Here is a 20,547-nt window from a genome sequence, read left to right as displayed (position 1 = left end):
GACGTGCATGAGGTGTGTATGACGCAATCCCCCTCGACTTCTCCCTCTAACACCGCAGAGCCAGTGCAAAGCAGTTCGACCGGGGTCAATGAGCCAATTCCCCCGCAGGCAGCACCGCTTGACCCGCCAGCAAAAACAGTCGTCGCGAAACCTCGTAAACGCGGGTCAGCCCTGGTTTGGCTATTTCGGCTGATGCTGCTGGGCACAGGCGGGAGCTTTGCGGTGATTGCAGGCGTGGCGATCGCTCATTTTTATCCGGCTCAAACGCAGGAAATGCCCTTTGTCGAGCGGTTGCTGAATAGCTCGGAGACCCTGCTGAGACAGATTGAGCGATTGCCCCAGACCTGGCAGGGCAAGACTGCTTCGCCTGATGCCTCGATCGTCGCTGGCAATTCGCCTGCCGCGAGTCCTGCTCCTGCAACAACCACCGTAACCGATGCGGCTGCATTGCCCCTGGCCAATACCGATCGTCAAAAGCTGCAAGCCGAACTCATCAAGCTTGAGCAAGAGCTAGACCGGATTAGCGATCGCGCTACTACAATTGAAAATCGCCTGGGAACGCCGAATCGCAGCAGCGATATTACCGCCCGGCTTCAGGCAATTCAGCAGCAGCTTAATCCGGGTGTCTCTCGTTCGACTGCCAGCCCCAATCCGGCAACAGCTGTGCCTCCGGCAGCAACCAGTACGGTGTCTCAGGACGATCGGCTAATGGTGACGCTGCCCAGTGATGCTTTATTTGAGTCAGACCAGACGACGCTGAAGCCGGGAACCGATGCGATTTTAAACAGCATTGTCAGCGACCTCAAGCAGTATTCAGGCGCGACGATTCGCGTGACTGCCCATCTGGATGCTCAAAGCACCGAAGCTGCCGATCGAGAGCGATCGTTTCAGCAGGCAAAGGCGATCGAGCAGTATCTGGGGGGTCAGCTCAAGGAGGGCTATCACTGGCTGGTCGAAGGCTATGGGCACAGTCGCCCGATTTCAGCAAACGATACGCCAATCAATCGCCAGCGCAATCGCCGAATTGAAATTATTATCGAGCCAAAATAAATCAAATCCGAAGTCCATCCCATTAGAAGTTCGGCAACTCAATCGTTCAGCAGCATGATTCGGCATGATTGCGATCGCCTGCTTTTTTCCTGTGGTCTCCTATGAAAATTATCTTTTTTGGAACTCCTCAGTTTGCCGTGCCCAGCCTGGAACGGTTGGTTCGTCATGAGGCGATCGAGGTGTTGGGCGTGGTGACGCAGCCCGATAAGCGACGGGGACGCGGCAATGAGGTCACGCCTTCTCCGGTGAAAGCTCTGGCGATCGAGCAGGGGCTAACGGTGTGGCAGCCGCAGCGCATCAAAAAAGATGAAACGGTGCTGCAAACTTTGCGTCAGGCAGGGGCAGATGCTTTTATGGTCGTGGCATACGGTCAGATTTTGTCACAGGAAATTCTTGATATGCCGCGTCTGGGCTGCATCAATGCCCACGGGTCGATTTTGCCGAAGTATCGCGGAGCTGCGCCGATTCAGTGGAGCCTTTATCACGGCGAAGCAGAAACCGGAATTACCACGATGCTGATGGACGCGGGAATGGACACAGGCGCGATGCTGCTCAAGTCTGTGACGCCGATCGCCCTTAGCGACCATGCCCTCGACCTGGCAAAAACCCTGTCCTTTGATGCGGCGACGCTGCTAGTAAACACACTGTTTGGTTTGGAGCAAAACCTGATTCAGCCTGTGCCGCAGAATGATGCCGAGGCAACCTACGCGCCGCTGATCAAAAAAGAAGACTATCAGCTTCACTGGACGCGATCGGCTCTGGAGCTACACAATCAGATTCGCGGCTTTTATCCGAGCTGCGTGACTCAGTTTCGAGATGCGCCCCTCAAGATTAGCGTTACTCTTCCCCTGGACTGTTCACTTTCCGTTATGCCGCCAGAACTCGGCAAGATCCAGCAGGAATGGACCCAGGCTGATGCACTGCAAGACGCGGAACCGGGAACGATCGTGGGATTGCTGAAAGGTCAGGGCGCGGTGGTGCAAACCGGGGCAGGGGTGCTGTTGCTCAAAGAGGTGCAGCCTGCCGGAAAACGATCGCAGTCCGGCTGGGATTTTGTCAACGGGATGCGGCTCCAGGTAGGCGAAAAGCTGGACAGGCTGTGAGGCGATTATCTCTCCAGGAACGTGCGAAGCAATCGGTGGGGCCGTTTGGCAAAAGCCACTTCAGGCTTCGGCGATCGTTTCATAGTGGCTGCATCCTTCACAGGGACCAGACGGATTAATCGCACACCGAATTAGCTCCGATCGCGCACTGTAGCGACAGGTCGCATCGCCAATAATCCACAGTCCATTAAACTCACTCTGCTCAGCCGGACGCTGAATGGACTGGACATAAAGGGCAATTTTTTGCAGACAGTATTTGCCTGCCTTGAACTGATAGCGATGATGACGCTCCAGCACTGCATAGGTTTTACCTTCGAGATCGAGATATGCCCCTGGCTGTGGATTCCAATTCAGGTGCAGGCTACCAAGCGATCGTTTTGGGTGGCTGAGAATCACCTCAGTGGGCAGTGATGGCTCCATAGGAAGTAAGGAAGTTAAAAAGTGTAGTGTTGCCAATCCATTATTTAAGGATGGTATCGTACCAGCCCCTCGATCGACTTCAAGCTCCATCAAATTCTCTGAAAGCTGCTGCATCGTCAAGCTAATGGACTCGCTGCATCGCGATTCACCGAACTCGAAGCTACCCAGCTACAAAAATTAAGACAGCAGGAGAACCTATCAGGAAAATCATAGGGGATGAAAAGGGATCAAGGATTATCTGCACCGAAGCATCATTAATTTGTAAATAATTTATAAATAGTTTGTAGATAGCTTATAGATGATTTGTACAGTTTTAGATTGAGTATGTAGAACTGAAAGAACGTTCGCAGTGACGATCGCGTGAACATTATTGCTTGCAAAAAAGTGTAGAAAACTGAGAGCACCGAGGCGATCGCATTCTGCTGCGGCTGGCAGTTCATTAAGGGCTGAAATACCGATACCCCGCTCAATGTTTCAGCGAATGCTTTTAGACATGCGACAGGAATCCTTTTCGCAGCCGTGTTGTTTGCTCGCAGTTATGTTGTTTTACTCGCAGTCGTGTTGTTTACGGATGCAGTAGAGCTGCAGCGCGCTTCAAAGGTAAGGATAAAGGCAAGAAAGGATAAAGGCAAGAAAGGAAGGGCGATCGTAGCCGCGTGTCCTGCCTGTTCCCCTGAAGGGGAATGTTGCTTGATTAACATCGCGATTAAGATTGGAGAGTATCAGGCAGTCGGGCTGCTTGAGTGCTTTGGAGGATGCCATAATGCAACACAACAGTCATGCAGTCGTGATTGGGGGCAGTCTGTCAGGGCTGCTCATGAGTCGGGTTCTGGCAAATCATTTCGATCGCGTTACCGTTATCGAGCGCGATATTTATCCAGATGAGCCTGCCCCCCGCAAGGGAGTGCCCCACTCTCGCTTTCCCCACACACTGATGCTGCGAGGGCAACAAATCCTGGAACAGCTCTTTCCCGGACTGAAATCAGAACTGCTCGACAAGGGTGCGATCGAGCTAGACAGCATAAAAGACGTTGCCTTCCTCACACCGAACGGCTGGGCAGCCCAGCGTGACTCGGAGCTGGCACTGCTTGCCTTTAGCCGGGACTTGCTGGACTGGAGCATTCGCCGCCGATTAGCCGCTTTTTCCCAGGTGCAGTTTCTAACAGGAGCCAGCGTGACTGAACTGTTAACCGACCCGAAACGCCAAAAAATTCTGGGGGTATCGCTGCATCAACACAAAAAATTCAATCCTGAATCTAATCCTGAATCCAACTCTGAACTCAATTCTGAATCCAACTCTGAATCCAATCAGAATTTGTACGCGGATCTGGTTGTGGATGCCAGCGGTAAGGCTTCTCATACGCCGCAGTGGTTACGGAAACTAGGGTATGAAGCACCGCCCGAAACCGAGATTAATGCCTTTGTGGGTTATGTAGCTCGGATTTATCAGCCCCCGCCCGATTGGGATGTGAATTGGAAAATGGTGTTTATGCCCACTGCCCCCCCTCAGCAGATTCGAGGCGGAGCCATCTTTCCAATTGAAGGCGATCGCGACAATCCCAACCAGTGTCGCTGGATTGTGAGTTTAGTCGGCGGCGATCGCGATTATCCTCCGACTGATGATGCAGGATTTTTAGCGTTTGCCCGCAGTTTGCCCTCGCCTGTTTTGGCAGAGGCGATCGAGCGAGCAACCCCACTAACGCCACCTTATGCCTATTACGGCAACGAAAATCGCCAGCATTACTATGAGCAGTCCCCGCTGCCTGCCCGTTTAGTTGTCGTCGGACATGCGGCTTGCTTGCTGAATCCTACCTATGGGCAAGCCATGACCGTTGCTGCCCTTGAAGCCATGACACTGGATCAGTTTCTTCGGCACCAGGCGATCGACAAGCTCGACCAGCAAACTCACGCGCTGCAAAAACAGCTTGCCAAGGCGCATCAAGAGGCATGGACGGCTGCAATCAGCATTGACTACCGCTATCACAGCACTCAGGGCAAACCAATAAACGCTGCCACCCGGTTCACAAACTGGTACTGGGATCAGCTACTAGAACTGATCGTCGATCGCGCTAGCATTCATCACACCTTCCTGGAAGTGCTGCATTTGCTCAAACCCTCGAGCGTACTGTTGCAGCCGTCGATTTTCGGTCAAATTTTAGCGCATTCCTTTAGCAAGCGTTGGCAGCGATTTACATCGCCCTCGGAATCAGCCATTTCCACCCGTTGATTGATGCGGCTGATGGTGCAGCAAGTCCTTCCCAAAAGCGCAGAACTACAATTCAAGCGTTCTGTAACACTCAATCACAGCTCTGATTGCAACCCTGGCGATCGAGATAAGATGCGGATGAAGTTACCCACGGTAGCCATCTGGGGAGGAACCCATGACACCTGCGATCGGAGAACGTCCCAGCTTTAACATCCCAGGTCCGCGTCCATTGCCCCTCCTGGGTTCTACGTTCAACAGCCTCCGGTTTGCCAGAGATTCGATCGGTTATAGCCGCCAGCTTTTTCGCGACTATGGCACGCTTGTTGCCCTGTCCCGGAATGGAGGAACCCGCATCTACTCCCCCCGTACTCACTGTCCCGGAACGGTCTTCGCTTATGGTCCTGATCTGGTGCGTCAGGTGGCAACTCAGCACGACGTTTATTACAAGTATCCGCTGACCGGACCACTATACCGCTTCCGAAACACCTCAGAGCGCACCAAGCCACTTCAGCATTTTCTTGCCGGACTCTTTGGGGTCAATGAAGACCACCACCTGCAACAGCGCAAATTGATGATGCCTGCCTTTCATCGTCAGCGGCTCGAAACCTATGCCAGCGACATGATCACCATTACAGAGAACGAGCTGAACCGCATGCAGCCAGGGCAGGTTCATGAGATTGCTGACTGGATGCGACAGCTCACCCTTCGCATTGCAACCAAATCTTTGTTTGGAGAAGATATTGGAACCGATCGTGGCGCAGGGCAAATCATCTACGATGCATTGCATTTGCAGGGGAGTCTGCTACCGCAGCTCTTTCCCCTGGATGTGCCCGGTTCACCGTGGTGGCAATACTTAAACCGGGTGGCTCAATACGAAGCGAAAATGGGCGCGTTAATCAAAGCCAAACAGCAGCGGGGTGGCGATGAACCCGATGTGCTATCGATGCTGATTCAGGTACGGGATGAGGAAAGCGGCTCTCGCCTGAGCGAAGCAGAACTGCTGGGGCACGTTGGGGTGATATTTGTAGCAGGGCATGAAACCAGTGCCAACGCCCTAACCTGGACTTTATTCCTGCTCTCACAGCATCCGCAGATTTTAGGAGATTTGGTCGATGAGCTAGACTCCGTTCTGCACGGAAGTGCGCCGTCGCTAGAGCAGTTGCAGCAGTTGCCCTTGCTGGAGCGAGTGATTAAAGAAAGTATGCGAATCTTGCCCCCCGTTCCCTGGAATGGTCGCGTCACTGCTAAGCCAACTGAACTGGGCGGTTATGCCCTGCCCGAAGGAACCGAGGTGCTGGTCAGCATTTACCAGACGCACCAAATGCCCGACCTTTATCCTGACCCTGCCTCTTTTAACCCCGATCGCTGGACAACGATTACCCCAACCGCATACGAATACAATCCCTTTAGTGCGGGTCCTCGGATTTGTATTGGCGCAGGCTTTGCCATGATGGAGATCAAGATCATTCTGGCGATGCTGCTCCAGCGATACCGTCTTCAGTTTGTGCCCCGCCGCTCGATCGAGCGCTCAGGTGTGATTGTGATGGCTCCCAAATACGGGCTGCCAATGATAGTACAAGCACAGGATCGCCAGTTTTATCAGGGTGTGGGCGGGGTACGGGGCGATATCCGCGAGATGGTGAATTTGCCTTAAGAGTTGCCTTAAGGGTTTGCTTTCAGGGTTTGTCTAAGGTTTGTCTTAAGAGAATGACGGGCTATAGTCGATCGATCGGAGCTTTTCTTCCCAAACCCACCAGGACAACTACGATAAACGCCGTCCCAATCGTGAAGAAGGTAATCGGTTCGTGCAGCAGCAGGGCAGAGGCAAAAAGCGTCAAGAAAGGCTGCAAAAGCTGAACTTGACTAACTCGCGCCACGCCGCCGATCGCCAGCCCGTGGTTCCAGGCAAAAAAGCCCAGAAACATACTGAACACGCTGACATAACCAAAGCCTAACCACGATTCAAAGGAGGCGTGCAGTCCTCGCTCAGCAACGGTCAACGCAACGGGCACAGCCAGAAACGGCGCAGACAAAACTAACGCCCAGCAAATCGTCTGCCAGCCGCCTAGCTCACGCGATAAGCGTCCTCCCTCGGCATACCCGATCGCCGCTGATGCAACTGCCCCCAGCAATGCAAAATCTCCAAGTTGAACGTGTCCCCCGCCTGCTAACACCGCAAACAGCACAACCACTGCACTTCCTAGACCGCTCCAGAGCCAGAACAGCGCAGAGGGACGATCGCCCGTTCTCAGTACACCCGCCCCAGCAGTCGCCAACGGCAAAATGCCCAGGATAATCGCCCCGTGAGACGCAGGAAGCGATCGCATTGCCCAGGCAGAAAGCAGCGGAAACCCCACCACCACGCCAGCCGCAATCACAACCAGGCTTGTAAGATGACGCTGAGCAGGTCGCGGTTGCCGAGTCACTTTCAGCAGCCCGGCTGCCAGAATCGCTGCAACGATCGCTCGTCCTAACCCAACGATGATTGGATCAAGTTCAACGACTGCCATGCGGGTTGCCGGAAGCGTCAGACTAAACGTAAGTACTCCTAAAAATCCGTAGGCTAAACCGATCGTTTCAGGCTGAAATCTTTTGGAAAAATCACCCAGCAAATACCTGAATTTCGCGCTCATTCCGCCGCCTCCAGCAGGCTCCTGCTGTACTGCTGCACTGAAGACGGCACATCCACATTGACCGAGAGCTGAGGATCGGCAACGGGAGCCAGGGGAGTCAGGCGTAAAGGCAATTCTCCTGCCCAGATCGGCAATTCATAATCGGCTTCATCGTCTTTAGGCGGTCCCGTTCTCACCTTGGCAGAGGCTTCGTTCAACGGCAGCGAGAGCACCAGCGTTCCGGCGATTTCCTGTTGTGTAGCAGGACGCAACTCCGACCAGCGACCCGGCATGACGTGTTCTGTAAAGGCTTTCAATGCTGCTATTTTCTCGGCGGCATCTTCAACAACTTCTGCTCGCCCAAAAACCACCACCGAACGGTAATTCATAGAATGGTGAAACGCCGATCGCGCCAGTACAAGTCCATCGAGCAGCGTCACCGTTACGCACACCTCAACGTCCTGCTTCAGCGTCCGCAGCATTCGGCTAGCAGGCGATCCGTGAAGATAGAGGCGATCGTCTACTCTACCGTAAGCCGTGGGAATGACAAAGGGCTGACCCTCCACGACAAATCCAACCTGGCAAATTAAGCCTTCATCCAGGATTTGGTGAATCAAAGGGCGATCGTAGTTACCACGCTGCGGGAGCCGCTTGATTTGGGTGCGCTGGGTGATCTCCAATGAGTTCGATTCTGTATCCCTATCGTTTGTCTCTGGATTCATTCCGGTATTGATTGATGTCATCGCATTTGTTCTCAACTTTTAATCTCTTTTAGTCTCTTTTGGTCCGAATTAATGCAGATTGACATTTTGCTGCTGTAAATCAAGCCGCATCAAATTACCCTCCATAAACCCCAGGCGAGCGTAAACCGGCTTGCCCGATGGAGAGGCATTGAGGACGGCATGGGTGCAGCCGATCGTCCTCAGATAAGCCATTAGCTGCTGGGTAAGTTGAGTTGCAATTCCGCGACCTCGATGGGCAGGCTCCACATAAACGCCCCAGATGTATCCATCACATCGATCGCAAGTTTTAATCACCCTGGGGTAAAGTCCGGCAAATCGCTGACCTCCGGCAGAACCAACCACTCGTCCTTCGACCTCTGCCACAAACGCCTGATATCCCAAGGTATGACGAGCCTGCTGGATAAATTCGAGGGTAATTTCTAACCAGTCAGGTGCGATCGATTCTTCAGCAATCTGGTTGTCTAACCACATCTGATAAAAGTGATGGGCAATTAAGGCATCTTCTGCGGGAACGGCTGCCCGAATCTGGAAGCACTGTTGCATCTGGTGTTGCATTGAGTGGCATCGCTTAACATCCTGGTATTCTGAGCCTAGCCCGCCTGAGTGGACTTTCACAATAGCCAATTGTATGCTTTTCTATCAGTCCACTTTGAACACAAAGGAGCGAAACCGGAGATGGACTTAGCCATTACCCTCGATAGCAACGCTGCCCTGCCGCTCCATCAGCAGCTTTATGAGGAACTGCGGCGATCGATTCTCACCGGACGATTGCTGCCCCGCCAAAAGGTTCCCTCTACTCGATCGCTGGCTCAGTCTCTGCACATTTCGCGCACCACCGTCACGCAGAGCTACGATCGATTGCTCAGCGAGGGCTATCTGGAAACGATCGGGGGTTCTGGAACCTATGTTTGCGCTCAGCTTCCTGATGATCTGATGCAGTCTGCGCCGATCGAAATAGAACCCGTTTCTCCTACCCAATCCGTTGCGCTGTCTCACTACGGCACTCGCCTGAGCCAAACTTCTTTTTTACCGCAGCCCAGTTCAAATTTGCCGATCAGCTTCCGCTATGGGCAACCCGCACTTCAGCATTTTCCGATCGCGCTCTGGCGCAAATTGTTGTCGCGCTACTGTTTGTCAAACGATCGCTGGTTAGACTACACCACTGATTTTCAGGGCGAGCAGGCATTGCGGCAGGCGATCGCCGGGTATTTGTCGCGGGCAAGAGCGGTGCAGTGTGACCCTCAACAAATCATCCTCACCAACGGCACGCAGCAGGCTCTCGATTTGATCATGCGATTGCTGATTAATGCCGGGGATGGAATTGCGATCGAAGATCCGGGGTATTTGAGTGCGCGTCGCGTTTTTCTCAGTCACGGAGCCACCCTCTTTCCGGTCCCGGTCGATGAGTCAGGCTTAAGGGTCGAAAAACTTGCCAGTTTGAATTCGGATACTTTGCGATTAGATACTTTACGATTAGTCTATGTCACGCCGTCGCATCAGTTTCCCACCGGATCAATTCTGTCGCTTTCCCGCCGCCTGGAACTATTGAGCTGGGCACAAAAGCATCGCTGTTTAATTCTCGAAGATGACTACGATAGTGAGTACCGCTATGGCGATCGACCAATTCCCGCATTACAGGGATTAGATCAAAATCATTCTGTTATTTATATCGGCACGTTCTCCAAAGTTCTATTTCCTGCGTTGCGAATCGGTTATCTTGTGGTTCCTCGATCGCTGGTGTCTTTGTTCACCCAGGCAAAATGGCTAAGCAATCGTCAGCTTCCCACACTCGAACAGCAAGTTTTAACCGAATTTATCAAAGCGGGACATCTGGAGAGCCACATTCGCAAAATGCGATCGCACTATGACCAGCTTCGCCAAACGCTTGTACAAGCTTTGAAAACCCATTTTGGCGATCGGGCGATCGTTTTTGGTGAAAAGGCGGGAATTCATATTATGGTCAAGCTCGATTCGCCCTGGAGTGATGCAGAAGTGATCGAACGGGCTGCGAAAGCCGGTGTAGGAATCATGCCTGCTCAATTTCACTATCTCGATTCCGGCGATCGAGGTGAATTTATCTTGGGCTATGGAGACCTGGATGCAGAAACAATTGCAGTCGGGATCGATCGTCTGGCTCAAGGGCTAAAGGGGTAGCGCATCACCCCAATATTCTTTAAAACTTATCTCTGTCCAACAAAAAGACGGCTGTTGGACTTTCAGCCTGATCTCGCATAATGACATGGCTTACCAGATTCAACAAAGGAAATTGACGCTCCATTGGGGGCAGGCATTGAACTTTATTGAGCGGAAGCTTCATCAAATTTGGCGGCTCATGCACCAGAATTCCATACAATTTCTTTTCAATGCCAGCAATGACAATCAAAAAGTTCTGGCTTTTCCGGGACGACTCAACCGAATCGATGTCTGGCCACCGATCTAGATTAACGACCCGAATGAGATGTTGCCCGATCCGTAGCAATCCAATTTTGCTCAGCTCATCTTGAGCAATTGCCGGGCAGTTCACAACCTGTAATACAATTTCGATCGGCAGAGCTAAGTGATATCCTACGATCGCAAATACAACAAACGTTCGTTCTTCTTGCTCGCGCTGTATCATTTCTTCTTTGCTCGTCGAATGGTTGATTAAAAATCACCTCATCATTGCTTGCTCAGGATGATTTTCTTAAGACGGTTTTCTCAAGATAGTTCTCTCAAGCAAGTTCTCAACCATTTCTAGCAGCTTATGTTCCATGTAAGGCTTTGTCATATACGCGGCTGCCCCTAGCTGTGAAGCCACCAAACGGTAGCTTTGATCATTACGTGAGGTCAGCATCAGAATAGGAATATTGGCAAGGTTTGGCTGTTGCTGAACCCGTCTCAAAAACTCAAAGCCATTCATTCCCGGCATTTCTAGATCGCACAGCACAAGCTCAATTTTCTGTTTTTCGAGCTGTGTTAACGCTTCGTATCCATTCTGCGCCTGATAGACCTGATAACCCGCTTTTTGCAGCATCAAGACGATCGCCTGACGGGTTGTGATGGAATCTTCCACCACCAAAATCTTGCGACTGGGATTAGCCGGAATCACAAAATTGGGCAAGCCTGGTAAAGCAGCTTGAGCCTGGGGCTGAAGCAGAGCCGTTGCGGCATCGTCCTGCGACATTTGGCTCACTTGACTGTTCCAATGGCGAGCGATACTGGAAGCCACTGGGCTTTCAAGTGCTTTTTGCATTAATAATGCACCATCAATGACCAGAGCTAAGCGACGATCAGGTAAAACGCTAACGCCGTGAATGTAGTCAGGAGATTTCAGCAAACTTCCAAAAGGGCGAATGACTAATTCTTGTTCGCCAATCAACTGATCCACCTCTAGACCTAATAGCGTATCTCGAAAGCGAATCAGAATTACAGGTCTAATTCCTTCTTGAACAGGCAAATTTTGAATTTGAAACTGAGTCAAGTCAGGAATTAAAGCATCATAGTTCAGAAGATCTTTTAGCTTGTAAAGTGGAACTAATTTTGTATCGTTCCCTTTGCCCCACTGCAAAATTCTGCGATCGTTTCGCATTAGAACCTGAGCAGATTGAGGAATAACAATTTGTTCGATCGCGTCATCAAGCAGCGCATATCGTTTCGCATCAGCTTCAAAAACCAGCAGGGGAGCAACAGTCAAATTGAGCGGAATTTGCAGTACAAAACAGGTGCTTTCTCCCCTTTGCGATTCAACCGTGACAGAGCCGCCCAGGGCTTGAATCTGATCTCGTACAACATCTAGCCCAACGCCGCGCCCCGACAAATCACTGACGCGATCGGCAGTGGAAAACCCCGGCTCAAACAAGAGATCAATCAACTGCGACGGTTTAACGCTCATTGCTGCGTCTGCCGAAATGATTTGACGCTCGATCGCCCGTTTCAGAATCTGGTCAAAGTCCAACCCTTTTCCATCATCCTGGACTTCAATCATCAGGTATTTGCCCTGATTCCGCGCAGAGATTCTAATCGTGCCATAGCCAACTTTACCCTGCTGCTGTCGGAGCAATTGCGGTTCGATGCCATGATCAAACGCATTCCGAACCAGATGCAACAATGGGTTGTATAGCTTCTCAGCCACCACCTTATCGACCAGCACTTCAGTGCCATTGAATTCCAGCGTTACCTGCTTATTGTGAAGGGTTTCAAGCTGCTGCACGATCGGCGGCAGGCGATTGAGAATTTCGCCCAGCGGCAGCATTCGAACTTCAATCAGAGCGCGGCGCGTGTTGGTTAATAGCGATCGCTGATTTTCTAAAGTTTGACTGGATGTCCGGGTGAATAAATCGATCGCATCTGCAACTTCAGTAAGCTGAACGATGTCATCCAGCAACGACTGGATGAGCTGGGGATTAATCGGGTTAGAGCCTGGAGAATCTTGAATCCTATCTTTTCGATTGATGCGATCGGTCGCTTGTTGATGAGCTGCGCCATTCCGCGATGAACGTTTTTTTGATTTTCGCGGCTTGCGTTCTAATCCGCTCGTTTGCCAGATCGACGGACTTCGGAGCGGGTTGAGGCGTTGTTGATGCTGCCGAATTCGACTGATTAATGCCTGGGCAGCCCCCTGAAGCTGTTCGACCTGAAGGGATTGGCGACTGTGATTGGTTAATAGCTCACCTGCCAAATAAGTTAATTCATCAAGGTGTTTAACGTTCACCCGAACATGGACAGGCGGATTGCCCGGCTCCTTTGGGAAAGGCATCGCCGAAGTATCGCTGGCGATCGGGGATACATCAATTTGATAAGTTGAATTGTTCTCGGCCGGAGGCACAACGGTGATTGCAGCGAGTTGCTCTGTCTCCTCTTCAGAATTGAGACTCTCGAGGTCGGTCAATTGACCCCAAATATTCTCAATCAGAGAACCTCCTGAGGCATCTGAAGACGGGTCTGACTCCTGTGAATTAGATGGGTCTGATAGATCTAATGCATCTGATAGATCTAATAAATCCGCTGAATCTAATGCATTTGATAAATCTGATAGATCTGATAAATTCGCTGAATCCGCTAAATCCGACTGATTCGGTAGCTCTAATTCAGGAGCCGAAATTTCCACGACACCGAAGATTGCCTCATCAACATTCTGTCCTGCCAGTTGCTGCAACGCCTCTGAAGGGAACCCGCCCTGACTTCGATCGCCTTCAAGCACTGCACTTTGCCCGGCTCGAAAATCAGCTAATGCAAGGGCTGCGATCGTTGTCGCCTGCTCAGGGTAATGGTTGAGTGCCAGCAACGTTGCCTGAGCAATTGCGCCAAATCCCCGAAGGTTGAGCGACTCTGCCAAACCCTGAAACACCTCTGCCTGAGTTTGGAGCATTGCCACTAATTCGTCGGGCTGGGCATTGGACAAGGCGGCTGTCATCTGATCTAATCGCTGAGCCACGCCGACTTCAAAAATCGATTGTGTGACATCGAAACCCAGTTCGGCCGAGGTAGGCAAGGAAACCGTTTGATCAAAACAATCGCCGAGCTGCTCCTGCAACTGAGCAAAAATCGTAGCGGCTCGATCGAGAATCTCGGAATGGTCAACCGCGCCTCCGGTAAGTTCTGCCACGAGCGGCAAACGCAGACACTCCACGCCTTCAAAAAGCAACGCTTCGGTTTCAGAATTAATCGGGGCCTGAGGATTACACAAGGCTCTAAAAATATCTTCTAGAGAGTGAGCAACAGTGGCGATCGTTTCCAGTCCTACGCTGGTTGCTGCCCCTTTTAGCGTATGCGTCACTCGCATCAAGTTATTGACTTGATTGATACCATGTTCTTCTTTGAAGCTGAGCAATCCCTGTTCTAATGCTTGAAGCAATTCTGGTGCTTCTTGAAGAAAATATTGATAAGTTCTCTCGCGAATCTCTGAATCTGTAGTCATTATTTTGCTAATAACTGATCGCTTTTACTAATAATTGCTGTGCTAATTGCTGTGCTAAGTAGGTAGGCGTAATTAACCGTAGAGTGGGTTGGGCAAAACCGTAACGCATCAATTTCTAGAAGCCCTGACGATAACGCGTTACACTGCGCTAACACATCTGACAAAGACAACAAAGACTCCTGAGAAAAGGCGATCCTTGTGTTCTCAAAGTCCTCTAGAGTTGAGGAATATAGGGGGCACTGTAGGATCTCTAAGACTCCTCAAATTCCCCCAAAACTTTACTCAACTCCTGAGGAGCGATCGCATCAATCCACCTTGAACTGTTCACTCTTCGACTGCAGATCTTGCGCCATCGTCAGCAGATGCTTAAAGGAGGTTGCAATTTCCACCGCATCACCTGAGGTTTTATTGGCGATCGCTGCGACTTCTGTCATTGTTTGTGTCACCGACTGGCACTGGTGCGTTTGCTCTTGCGTTGCCTGAGTAATTCCTGCAACCAGATAGCTAATTTGGCTTGTCGCATCCACGATCGCATTCAGATTTTCACGCGCATCATTCACCACTTCCGTTCCTGAGACCACCCGTTTAATGCCCGTTTCCATCGCGGTAGACACTTCTGCGGTTCCCGCCTGAATTTCCTGGACAAGCTGTTCGATCTCAGTTGCAGCATTGGCAGACTGGCGAGCTAGCGATCGGACTTCATCCGCAACGACTGCAAAACCTCGTCCATATTCTCCAGCACGAGTTGCCTCGATCGCAGCATTCAGTGCCAGGAGTTGAGTCTGCGTTGTGAAGTTACTAATTAAGCTCACCACTCTGGAAATCTTGCGGGACGATTCGCTCAATCGCTGAAGCCGATCGTTTGTTTCGGCAACGGTTTCACGGATGCCTTCCATTTCATCGACGGTACGATCCATTGCGGCATCCCCGGTGATCACAATCTGGTTTGCCTGTTGAACGGCAGCTTCGACCTGTTGCGCGTTGGTTTCTACGGCTTGCGTCGAGCTGACCATCTGCTGAACTCGTTGGAGCGCCTGCGTTAACGCCTGAAACTGCTCCTGTGCCTGAGCCGTGAGGCTGGCGATCGAAGATTCGCTATCTTGAGAAGTCTGAGCGACCTGATTCGCTGCGGTCTGCATCTGCATGACAATCTGCCGTAGACTGCCCAGAGTATTGTTATAGGCGGCAGCGATGGTGCCAACCTCGTCGTCGGTCACTGGGGCGCGAACGGTGAGATCGCCATCCAGCGCAGGACGAACGGCAGAGAGAAGCTGAATGACCTCTTGCTGGAGCTGCTCTTTGGCAACTTTCTCTCGATCGGCAACTTCTGCAAGCTGTGCGGACTGAGCCTGCAATCGCTCCACATATTCGCCCTGCTGAATCGCCACGTTGAGTTGAGCCGCAATCTGCTTGGCAAATTCAATCTCAGTTTCCTGCCATTCTCTGGCTCCGCTGCACTGGTGAATACAGAACAAGCCCCAGAGTTCCTCACCTTTTAACAGCGGAATCACCAGATTTGCTCTGACCTGAAATTGGCCCAAGACTTCGATGTAGCACGCTTGCAGGTTTGCCTGATAAATATCGGCAGTTGCCCAGACTCGTCCCTTTCGGTATTCCTCGGCATAGCGTTCATTAAAGCAGTGATCAACCACCTGAACTGCTAAAGCAGAGGTGTAGCCGGGGCGCACGTCTTCAGCGATCGTTTCTCCGGTGGTGTAATGGGAATCCGCATGGAACTTGAAAATCGCAACGCGATCGACCTCCAGAAAATTGCGAATTTCTCGTGCGGTGGTTTTGAAAACCTGCTGCAAATCGAGCGATCGACGAATCCGATCCACAACTGAAAGAATAAAGCGACCCTGCTCCGCCGATTGAGCCATTCGCATCGATTGTCCTCGAAGCTGCTCGAAGGATTCTGCAAGCTGCAAGGCCAGCCCGACCTGCACTCCGACCTGAGCCAGCAAGTTGATATCAATCTGTTCCCAGTGACGCGGACCGTCGTTCTGAAATGCAACAATCAATCCCCAAAGCTGTTCTTCTTTGACGATCGGCGCAGCCAGATAGGCACTCGCGCCCCATTCCTGTAAAAGCGTCACCGGAAAATCTGACGACTCATTCACCGAAATATCATCAACGCAAAGCGTTTCCCTGCGACGATAGCGTCCTCCCTGGCTCGTTTGCAGACTATCTTCGCCAAATACTTTGAGATGTGCTCCCACGATCGAATAACAGTTACGATCGGCATCTTCGATAATAAATTCACCGCTCCAGTCTTCATTGAAGCGATAGAGCGCAACACGATGGTTGCCCAACTGTTGTCGCACTTCTTTAACAACGAATTGCAGGATGTGATCGATCGAGAAATTCTCCTGAAGCAGAGCAGAACCAAGCTTGTACGTCAACTTGCTGTAGGAAACGCCCCGTTCGACTATCTGGGCTAACCGCTGAGATTGGCTTTCAAGCTGTGCTGACTTTTCCTGAACTCGACCAATAGATTCGAGCTGCCGCAAAACGGTACTGAGCCGATCGCTCAACAACGAAAGTAGCATCACTTCAGAATCCGTCCAAACTCGCGGAGCCGTACACTGATAGACCGCAATTAAACCCCACAGGCTATCTCGCTCAAACACAGGCGCGATAATGTAAGCTTTCGCTTGATACTTTTCCAGGGTGTTAATATAGCAGCTCGAAAAGCCAGCACTGTAGATGTCATTCACCCGCTTCACCTGCTGCCGTCTAGTGTAACTGCCGCCCTGCGTATCTTCCAGGATTTTGTCTCGATCATCATTAAACGCGGGCGCACCGTTTCGCTTGCTCACACAGCGATCGTGGCTGACGATTTCAGACGAGGTCAGGCTAGGATCATCTGCCTGAGCATCCACCAGCGAGAGCCAGCCCGCCCCAACTGATTCGGCAACGAATTCCCCCTGCCATTCCGGGTAGAAGCGATACACCACAACCCGATCCGCTTTATAAAACCGTCGCAACTGTTCACAGAGATTCGCCAGGGCAGTATAGGTATCTGAAGAAGAGTTCGTTGATTCTATTATCTGAGCCAGAACGGGTTCCATTCTTGCCTTTTGCTGCCGTCGATCGCGATATTCGATCGGCTGCATTTGCAGTTGCAGTTCCGTCGCGATTTGACGCAGCACTAGAATTTCCATATCCTGCCACTGTCGCACCCGATTGCACTGCTGCACCACGAGCAGTCCCCACAGTTCATCTTCGAGCCAGATCGGTAAGCTTAAGCTCGCCTGCACCTGAAATCGATCGAGCAATTGCACTTGGTGGGGGGTGAGCGATGCCCTTGAAGTCAGATCCACGGTCATAAAGGGCTGGGGATCTTGCGACATTGCCGCCCCAAAAGCGATCGCGGGCAGCGTTTCCTCCAGGGTGGGGGTATAACCTCCGGTAAGCGATTCTGCCAGCACAATGCCCTGATTCTCGCTTTGAAACTGATAGACGATCGCCCGATCGACTTGCAGATATTGATGAATTTCTTTGACAGTTGTTGCCAGCAGCGTATTCAGGTTGTCTGCCTGCTGCATCTGTTTGACGATGGTAAAGGCTTGGTTCAGATCAACCGTTTTTATTTCATTCCGTAGACTGTTACCACCGGGGATCGCAAATTCATCCACCTTTGTTTCGACGCTCGTCGTGGGCTGCATTCTGGAACTATAGTCCTGCTGGTATTTCTCATGAGATCTTTCAAAGGCTCGCATCGTCGTATCCTCCGCAGTCGTGGTATCGCTATTCTGAATTGCTGAAAAGTCCTGATCGGAACTCGCCACGATTTGCCGGGCGAATCGCATCAGGGGCGAGGCATTGGGATTCAAAAATTTCAAACGCCTTTTTTCGGGTATCTGTTCCATAAAGGGTATTGAACGATCGCTTGAAGATTTAAGACCGCATCACAGCTTTCGGGCAGAACTCCCAAAACAAGCGGCAGCAAATTGGGAGAAAATAAGCCAGCAACTACGGGCTGAAGCTGCTGCAAATTATGTAATTCAATATCCTTAACCTGTAATACTCGAATTCCAACAAAGGCATGGTTGATTTGAACCACAAGAACCGTGAAATAAGAGCAAGCCTGCGCGTGGAACGGGGAACCAGGAAACCCAATGAAATGATTCAGATCGATCAGCCATAGCATTTCCCCTCTCCAGTTGCCAATTCCCAACACATAACCCGGCATTTCGGGAATGGGTAAAATATCGACCGGATCGATGTGAAGCACTTCGGTCACTTGCTCTAAAGGAAGGAGAACTTCGTCCCGATCGCTCAGGACAAAGCGCAGTAATCGTTGGCGAACTTCGGGCGGGAGCGGGTCCAGCAGCAATGTATCAAGGCTGCTTGCGGTTAGCTCCAGGTGCAATGATTTTTCCATCTAGTTATTCAGCCCTTTTAACCGGATGAGTTCTGCGATCGTGTCTAGCAATTTGTGTTTATTAATTGGTTTGGGTAGATAGGCATCCGCACCTAATAAGCATCCCCAAAGTTTATCCACATCGGTTTGCTTCGTTGAGCATAGAACGACTGGAATATGTCCTGTCGCGACGTTGGTTTTAAATTCATGGCAAAGTTCAAATCCGCTTTGTCCTGGCAGCATCACATCTAAAACCACCAGATCAAGTTTGTGTAACTTGAGCGTTGTACGAGCTTCTTCGCCGTTCGTGACTTTGACAACAGCAATGCCGATTTGTTGAAGGTAGGAAATTAATATCTCAGCATCGGTCAAACTATCTTCAACCAGGAGAACTTTTGGCATTCGATCTAATCCTAAATTCATTGGAATTGGCTTGGAGCATTCCTTTTAATTCTTGGAGAATGTTTGAGGACTATCAAAGGTGCGACCTTGTCCCCTAAATTCTCTAATACTGACTACTGTATAGACACAAATTCATTTTGCTAGCCTTTCAGTTTTTGCAGCTCCCTAAATCGGTCAACGCTGTAAAATTTTGAAAGTAGCACTGAAAAGCAACCCTGAAAAGTAATCGTAATTGGCTTTTTCCCAACATTGACCTGGGAGCAGCATCGTTCAAGGCATCATCGCAATTGTTCAAATATCCTCTTCGATCACCTCTTCAATCATCGCTTTGGTAAAGCGCGTTACTTCCTGAGTAAAACATAAAAGTCCGTATAGATTTCACACCAAGGCTGTATCTTTAATACACTCCTACTTTGTTCACCGTTTGTTTGCAAATGTCATGCCAGCAGACACTATTCAATCTACTGTCGATTGAGAGACGTTCAGCAACTTTTTAGATAATTTTCTAAAACACTCAATACTTTGTCTCGCTCGATCGGTTTAGTAATGAACTCTGAAGACCCTGCCAGCTTTGCCCGAACGCGATCGACGATTCCATCTTTGCTCGTCACGATAATGATCGGCGTGTCTTTAAAGGCTGAGATTCGTCGAATTTGGGTGCAGACTTCATAGCCATTGGTCACGGGCATCAGCAAATCTAGAAAGATGAGACTTGGCTTCTGCTCCAGCAAAATGGGCAATGCCTCGATCGGGTTTCGCACATTAATAAATCGGTAGCCTGCTTGAGCCACAATTTGACTCATGGCAACACTGTCAAAGCGGCTATCTTCGATATAGACAATTAGCGGCGTTGATCGCGCCTGAGCAGCAACAGCCGTTGGCGGAGTTATGCTGGGCGGAGTTGTGCTTGGTGGAGTTGTGCGACGATTCGACAAAGACATTCGATCGCGATCCCAATCCCCAACCTGGTCTAGACCAACAATTCTGCTCTGAAGGTAGGGCAACAGGGAGCGGGTTAGCGGCACGAGGGGCTGTTTTAGCTGAATTGCAATGTCTCTCAGAGTGCGATCGCCGTCTGCCAATAATGTGAGATTGTGATACGCCAGGAATGACATTTGCTGCCGGAGTTCCTCAGCGTCCCAAATTACCGGGGCTAAATTGGGAGACCACGGGCTCAGGTTAGACTCTTGCCAAACTTGCCAAATTTGCTGCGCTTGCTGATGAATGCGACTGATTGAAGGAAAAACCAAGTAGGGAGGCAGTAGATTTTCTGTGAGCGGTTTGCAGGTGAGCTGCATTTCTGCATTCGTTTGGGCAGCGGTTTGAGTAATATCAAACAAAATCTCAATCAGGTTGCCTTCAACCACTGCAGCCAGCTGCTCATGGGTTATCCTGCCTTGTTTTGTGAATTCAATTAAGCCATTCTGACTCCAATACTGAAATTGAGGAGATTGCTGTGAAGAAGATGCCGTGAGGTGGGGACAGTATTGAGCCACTTGGCGACACCACCGACGAACTGGATGGAGGCTACTGCTTCCTGCGAATAGACGACCTGATCTGAAGAACAGGTTTGCCTGGAAGCTTTGTTGACCCTTGACCGTTATCTCTAAGCAGCCTGTAAACTGTGTTTGGATAAACACCTGAACTGCTTGTTTCAGCTCATTGATGCTGTTTGTGTTGTTGACGTTCAAAGACTTATCGATCGGACTAATGGACAAGGAAGTATTCATTCGTTAAGCGGGCGAGACT

The 20,547-nt window shown here is 50.7% G+C and carries 15 protein-coding genes; 5 read left to right on the top strand and 10 right to left on the bottom strand.

Going from position 1 to position 20,547, the window contains the following annotated elements; all coding sequences use genetic code 11:
• Positions 1–18 precede the first annotated feature (18 nt).
• Both H6F80_RS17600 and fmt read left to right on the top strand, forming a co-directional pair.
• Positions 19–1,050: an OmpA family protein gene (locus H6F80_RS17600; protein WP_190792822.1), complete on the top strand. Its 1,032-nt coding sequence runs from the start codon at positions 19–21 to the stop codon at positions 1,048–1,050.
• 101 nt (positions 1,051–1,151) lie between these two features.
• The gene (fmt, locus tag H6F80_RS17595) at positions 1,152–2,153 is read left to right on the top strand and encodes a methionyl-tRNA formyltransferase (RefSeq protein ID WP_190792821.1); all 1,002 of its coding nucleotides are present in this window, start codon (positions 1,152–1,154) and stop codon (positions 2,151–2,153) included.
• Positions 2,154–2,213: 60 nt separating this feature from the next.
• Here fmt and H6F80_RS17590 read toward each other — a convergent pair whose 3' ends face one another.
• Complete coding sequence (locus tag H6F80_RS17590) at positions 2,214–2,573, bottom strand: DUF6464 family protein (protein WP_190792820.1); 360 nt, start codon at positions 2,571–2,573, stop codon at positions 2,214–2,216.
• A 763-nt stretch (positions 2,574–3,336) separates the two neighbouring features.
• On the opposite strand from H6F80_RS17590, the gene H6F80_RS17585 reads away from it, so the two are divergent.
• Complete coding sequence (locus H6F80_RS17585; protein ID WP_190792819.1) at positions 3,337–4,800, top strand: NAD(P)/FAD-dependent oxidoreductase; 1,464 nt, start codon at positions 3,337–3,339, stop codon at positions 4,798–4,800.
• A 154-nt stretch (positions 4,801–4,954) separates the two neighbouring features.
• Entirely contained in the window at positions 4,955–6,433 is a 1,479-nt protein-coding gene (locus tag H6F80_RS17580) for a cytochrome P450 (protein ID WP_190792818.1), read from the top strand.
• A gap of 61 nt (positions 6,434–6,494) precedes the next feature.
• Here H6F80_RS17580 and H6F80_RS17575 read toward each other — a convergent pair whose 3' ends face one another.
• Genes H6F80_RS17575 through H6F80_RS17565 form a run of 3 tightly spaced genes read right to left on the bottom strand, consistent with a single transcriptional unit; the run spans position 6,495 to position 8,689 of the window.
• Complete coding sequence (locus H6F80_RS17575) at positions 6,495–7,412, bottom strand: DMT family transporter (RefSeq protein WP_190792817.1); 918 nt, start codon at positions 7,410–7,412, stop codon at positions 6,495–6,497.
• A complete protein-coding gene (locus H6F80_RS17570) occupies positions 7,409–8,134 on the bottom strand; it encodes a pyridoxamine 5'-phosphate oxidase family protein (RefSeq protein WP_242067423.1) in 726 nt (241 codons plus the stop codon). Before H6F80_RS17570 ends, H6F80_RS17575 begins: the two co-directional genes overlap by 4 nt.
• 48 nt (positions 8,135–8,182) lie before the next feature.
• Positions 8,183–8,689, bottom strand: a complete 507-nt coding sequence (locus H6F80_RS17565; RefSeq protein WP_242067422.1) for a GNAT family N-acetyltransferase — start codon at positions 8,687–8,689, stop codon at positions 8,183–8,185.
• A 120-nt stretch (positions 8,690–8,809) separates the two neighbouring features.
• On the opposite strand from H6F80_RS17565, the gene pdxR reads away from it, so the two are divergent.
• Positions 8,810–10,288: a MocR-like pyridoxine biosynthesis transcription factor PdxR gene (gene pdxR / locus H6F80_RS17560; RefSeq protein ID WP_190792815.1), complete on the top strand. Its 1,479-nt coding sequence runs from the start codon at positions 8,810–8,812 to the stop codon at positions 10,286–10,288.
• A 19-nt stretch (positions 10,289–10,307) separates the two neighbouring features.
• Here the strand turns inward: pdxR and H6F80_RS17555 are convergent, their stop codons facing one another.
• The 6 genes from H6F80_RS17555 to H6F80_RS17530 all read right to left on the bottom strand — a co-directional run bounded on the left by H6F80_RS17555 (position 10,308) and on the right by H6F80_RS17530 (position 20,528).
• Complete coding sequence (locus tag H6F80_RS17555) at positions 10,308–10,751, bottom strand: chemotaxis protein CheW (RefSeq protein WP_190792814.1); 444 nt, start codon at positions 10,749–10,751, stop codon at positions 10,308–10,310.
• 66 nt (positions 10,752–10,817) lie between these two features.
• Entirely contained in the window at positions 10,818–14,030 is a 3,213-nt protein-coding gene (locus H6F80_RS17550) for a hybrid sensor histidine kinase/response regulator (RefSeq protein ID WP_190792813.1), read from the bottom strand.
• A 305-nt stretch (positions 14,031–14,335) separates the two neighbouring features.
• Positions 14,336–17,866 (bottom strand): GAF domain-containing protein, encoded by a 3,531-nt coding sequence (locus H6F80_RS17545; RefSeq protein ID WP_206755088.1) that lies wholly within the window; start codon positions 17,864–17,866, stop codon positions 14,336–14,338.
• Between the two features lie 5 nt (positions 17,867–17,871).
• On the bottom strand, positions 17,872–18,417 hold the full coding sequence (locus H6F80_RS17540; RefSeq protein WP_190792811.1) for a chemotaxis protein CheW: 546 nt from the start codon (positions 18,415–18,417) through the stop codon (positions 17,872–17,874).
• On the bottom strand, positions 18,418–18,798 hold the full coding sequence (locus H6F80_RS17535; protein WP_190792810.1) for a response regulator transcription factor: 381 nt from the start codon (positions 18,796–18,798) through the stop codon (positions 18,418–18,420).
• A gap of 482 nt (positions 18,799–19,280) precedes the next feature.
• Positions 19,281–20,528 (bottom strand): response regulator, encoded by a 1,248-nt coding sequence (locus tag H6F80_RS17530; RefSeq protein WP_190792809.1) that lies wholly within the window; start codon positions 20,526–20,528, stop codon positions 19,281–19,283.
• Positions 20,529–20,547 lie beyond the last annotated feature (19 nt).

It is taken from the genome of Leptolyngbya sp. FACHB-711 (genome assembly GCF_014695615.1).
Taxonomy (GTDB): domain Bacteria; phylum Cyanobacteriota; class Cyanobacteriia; order Elainellales; family Elainellaceae; genus Leptolyngbya_A.
This window is presented reverse-complemented; position numbering and strand designations above follow the sequence as displayed.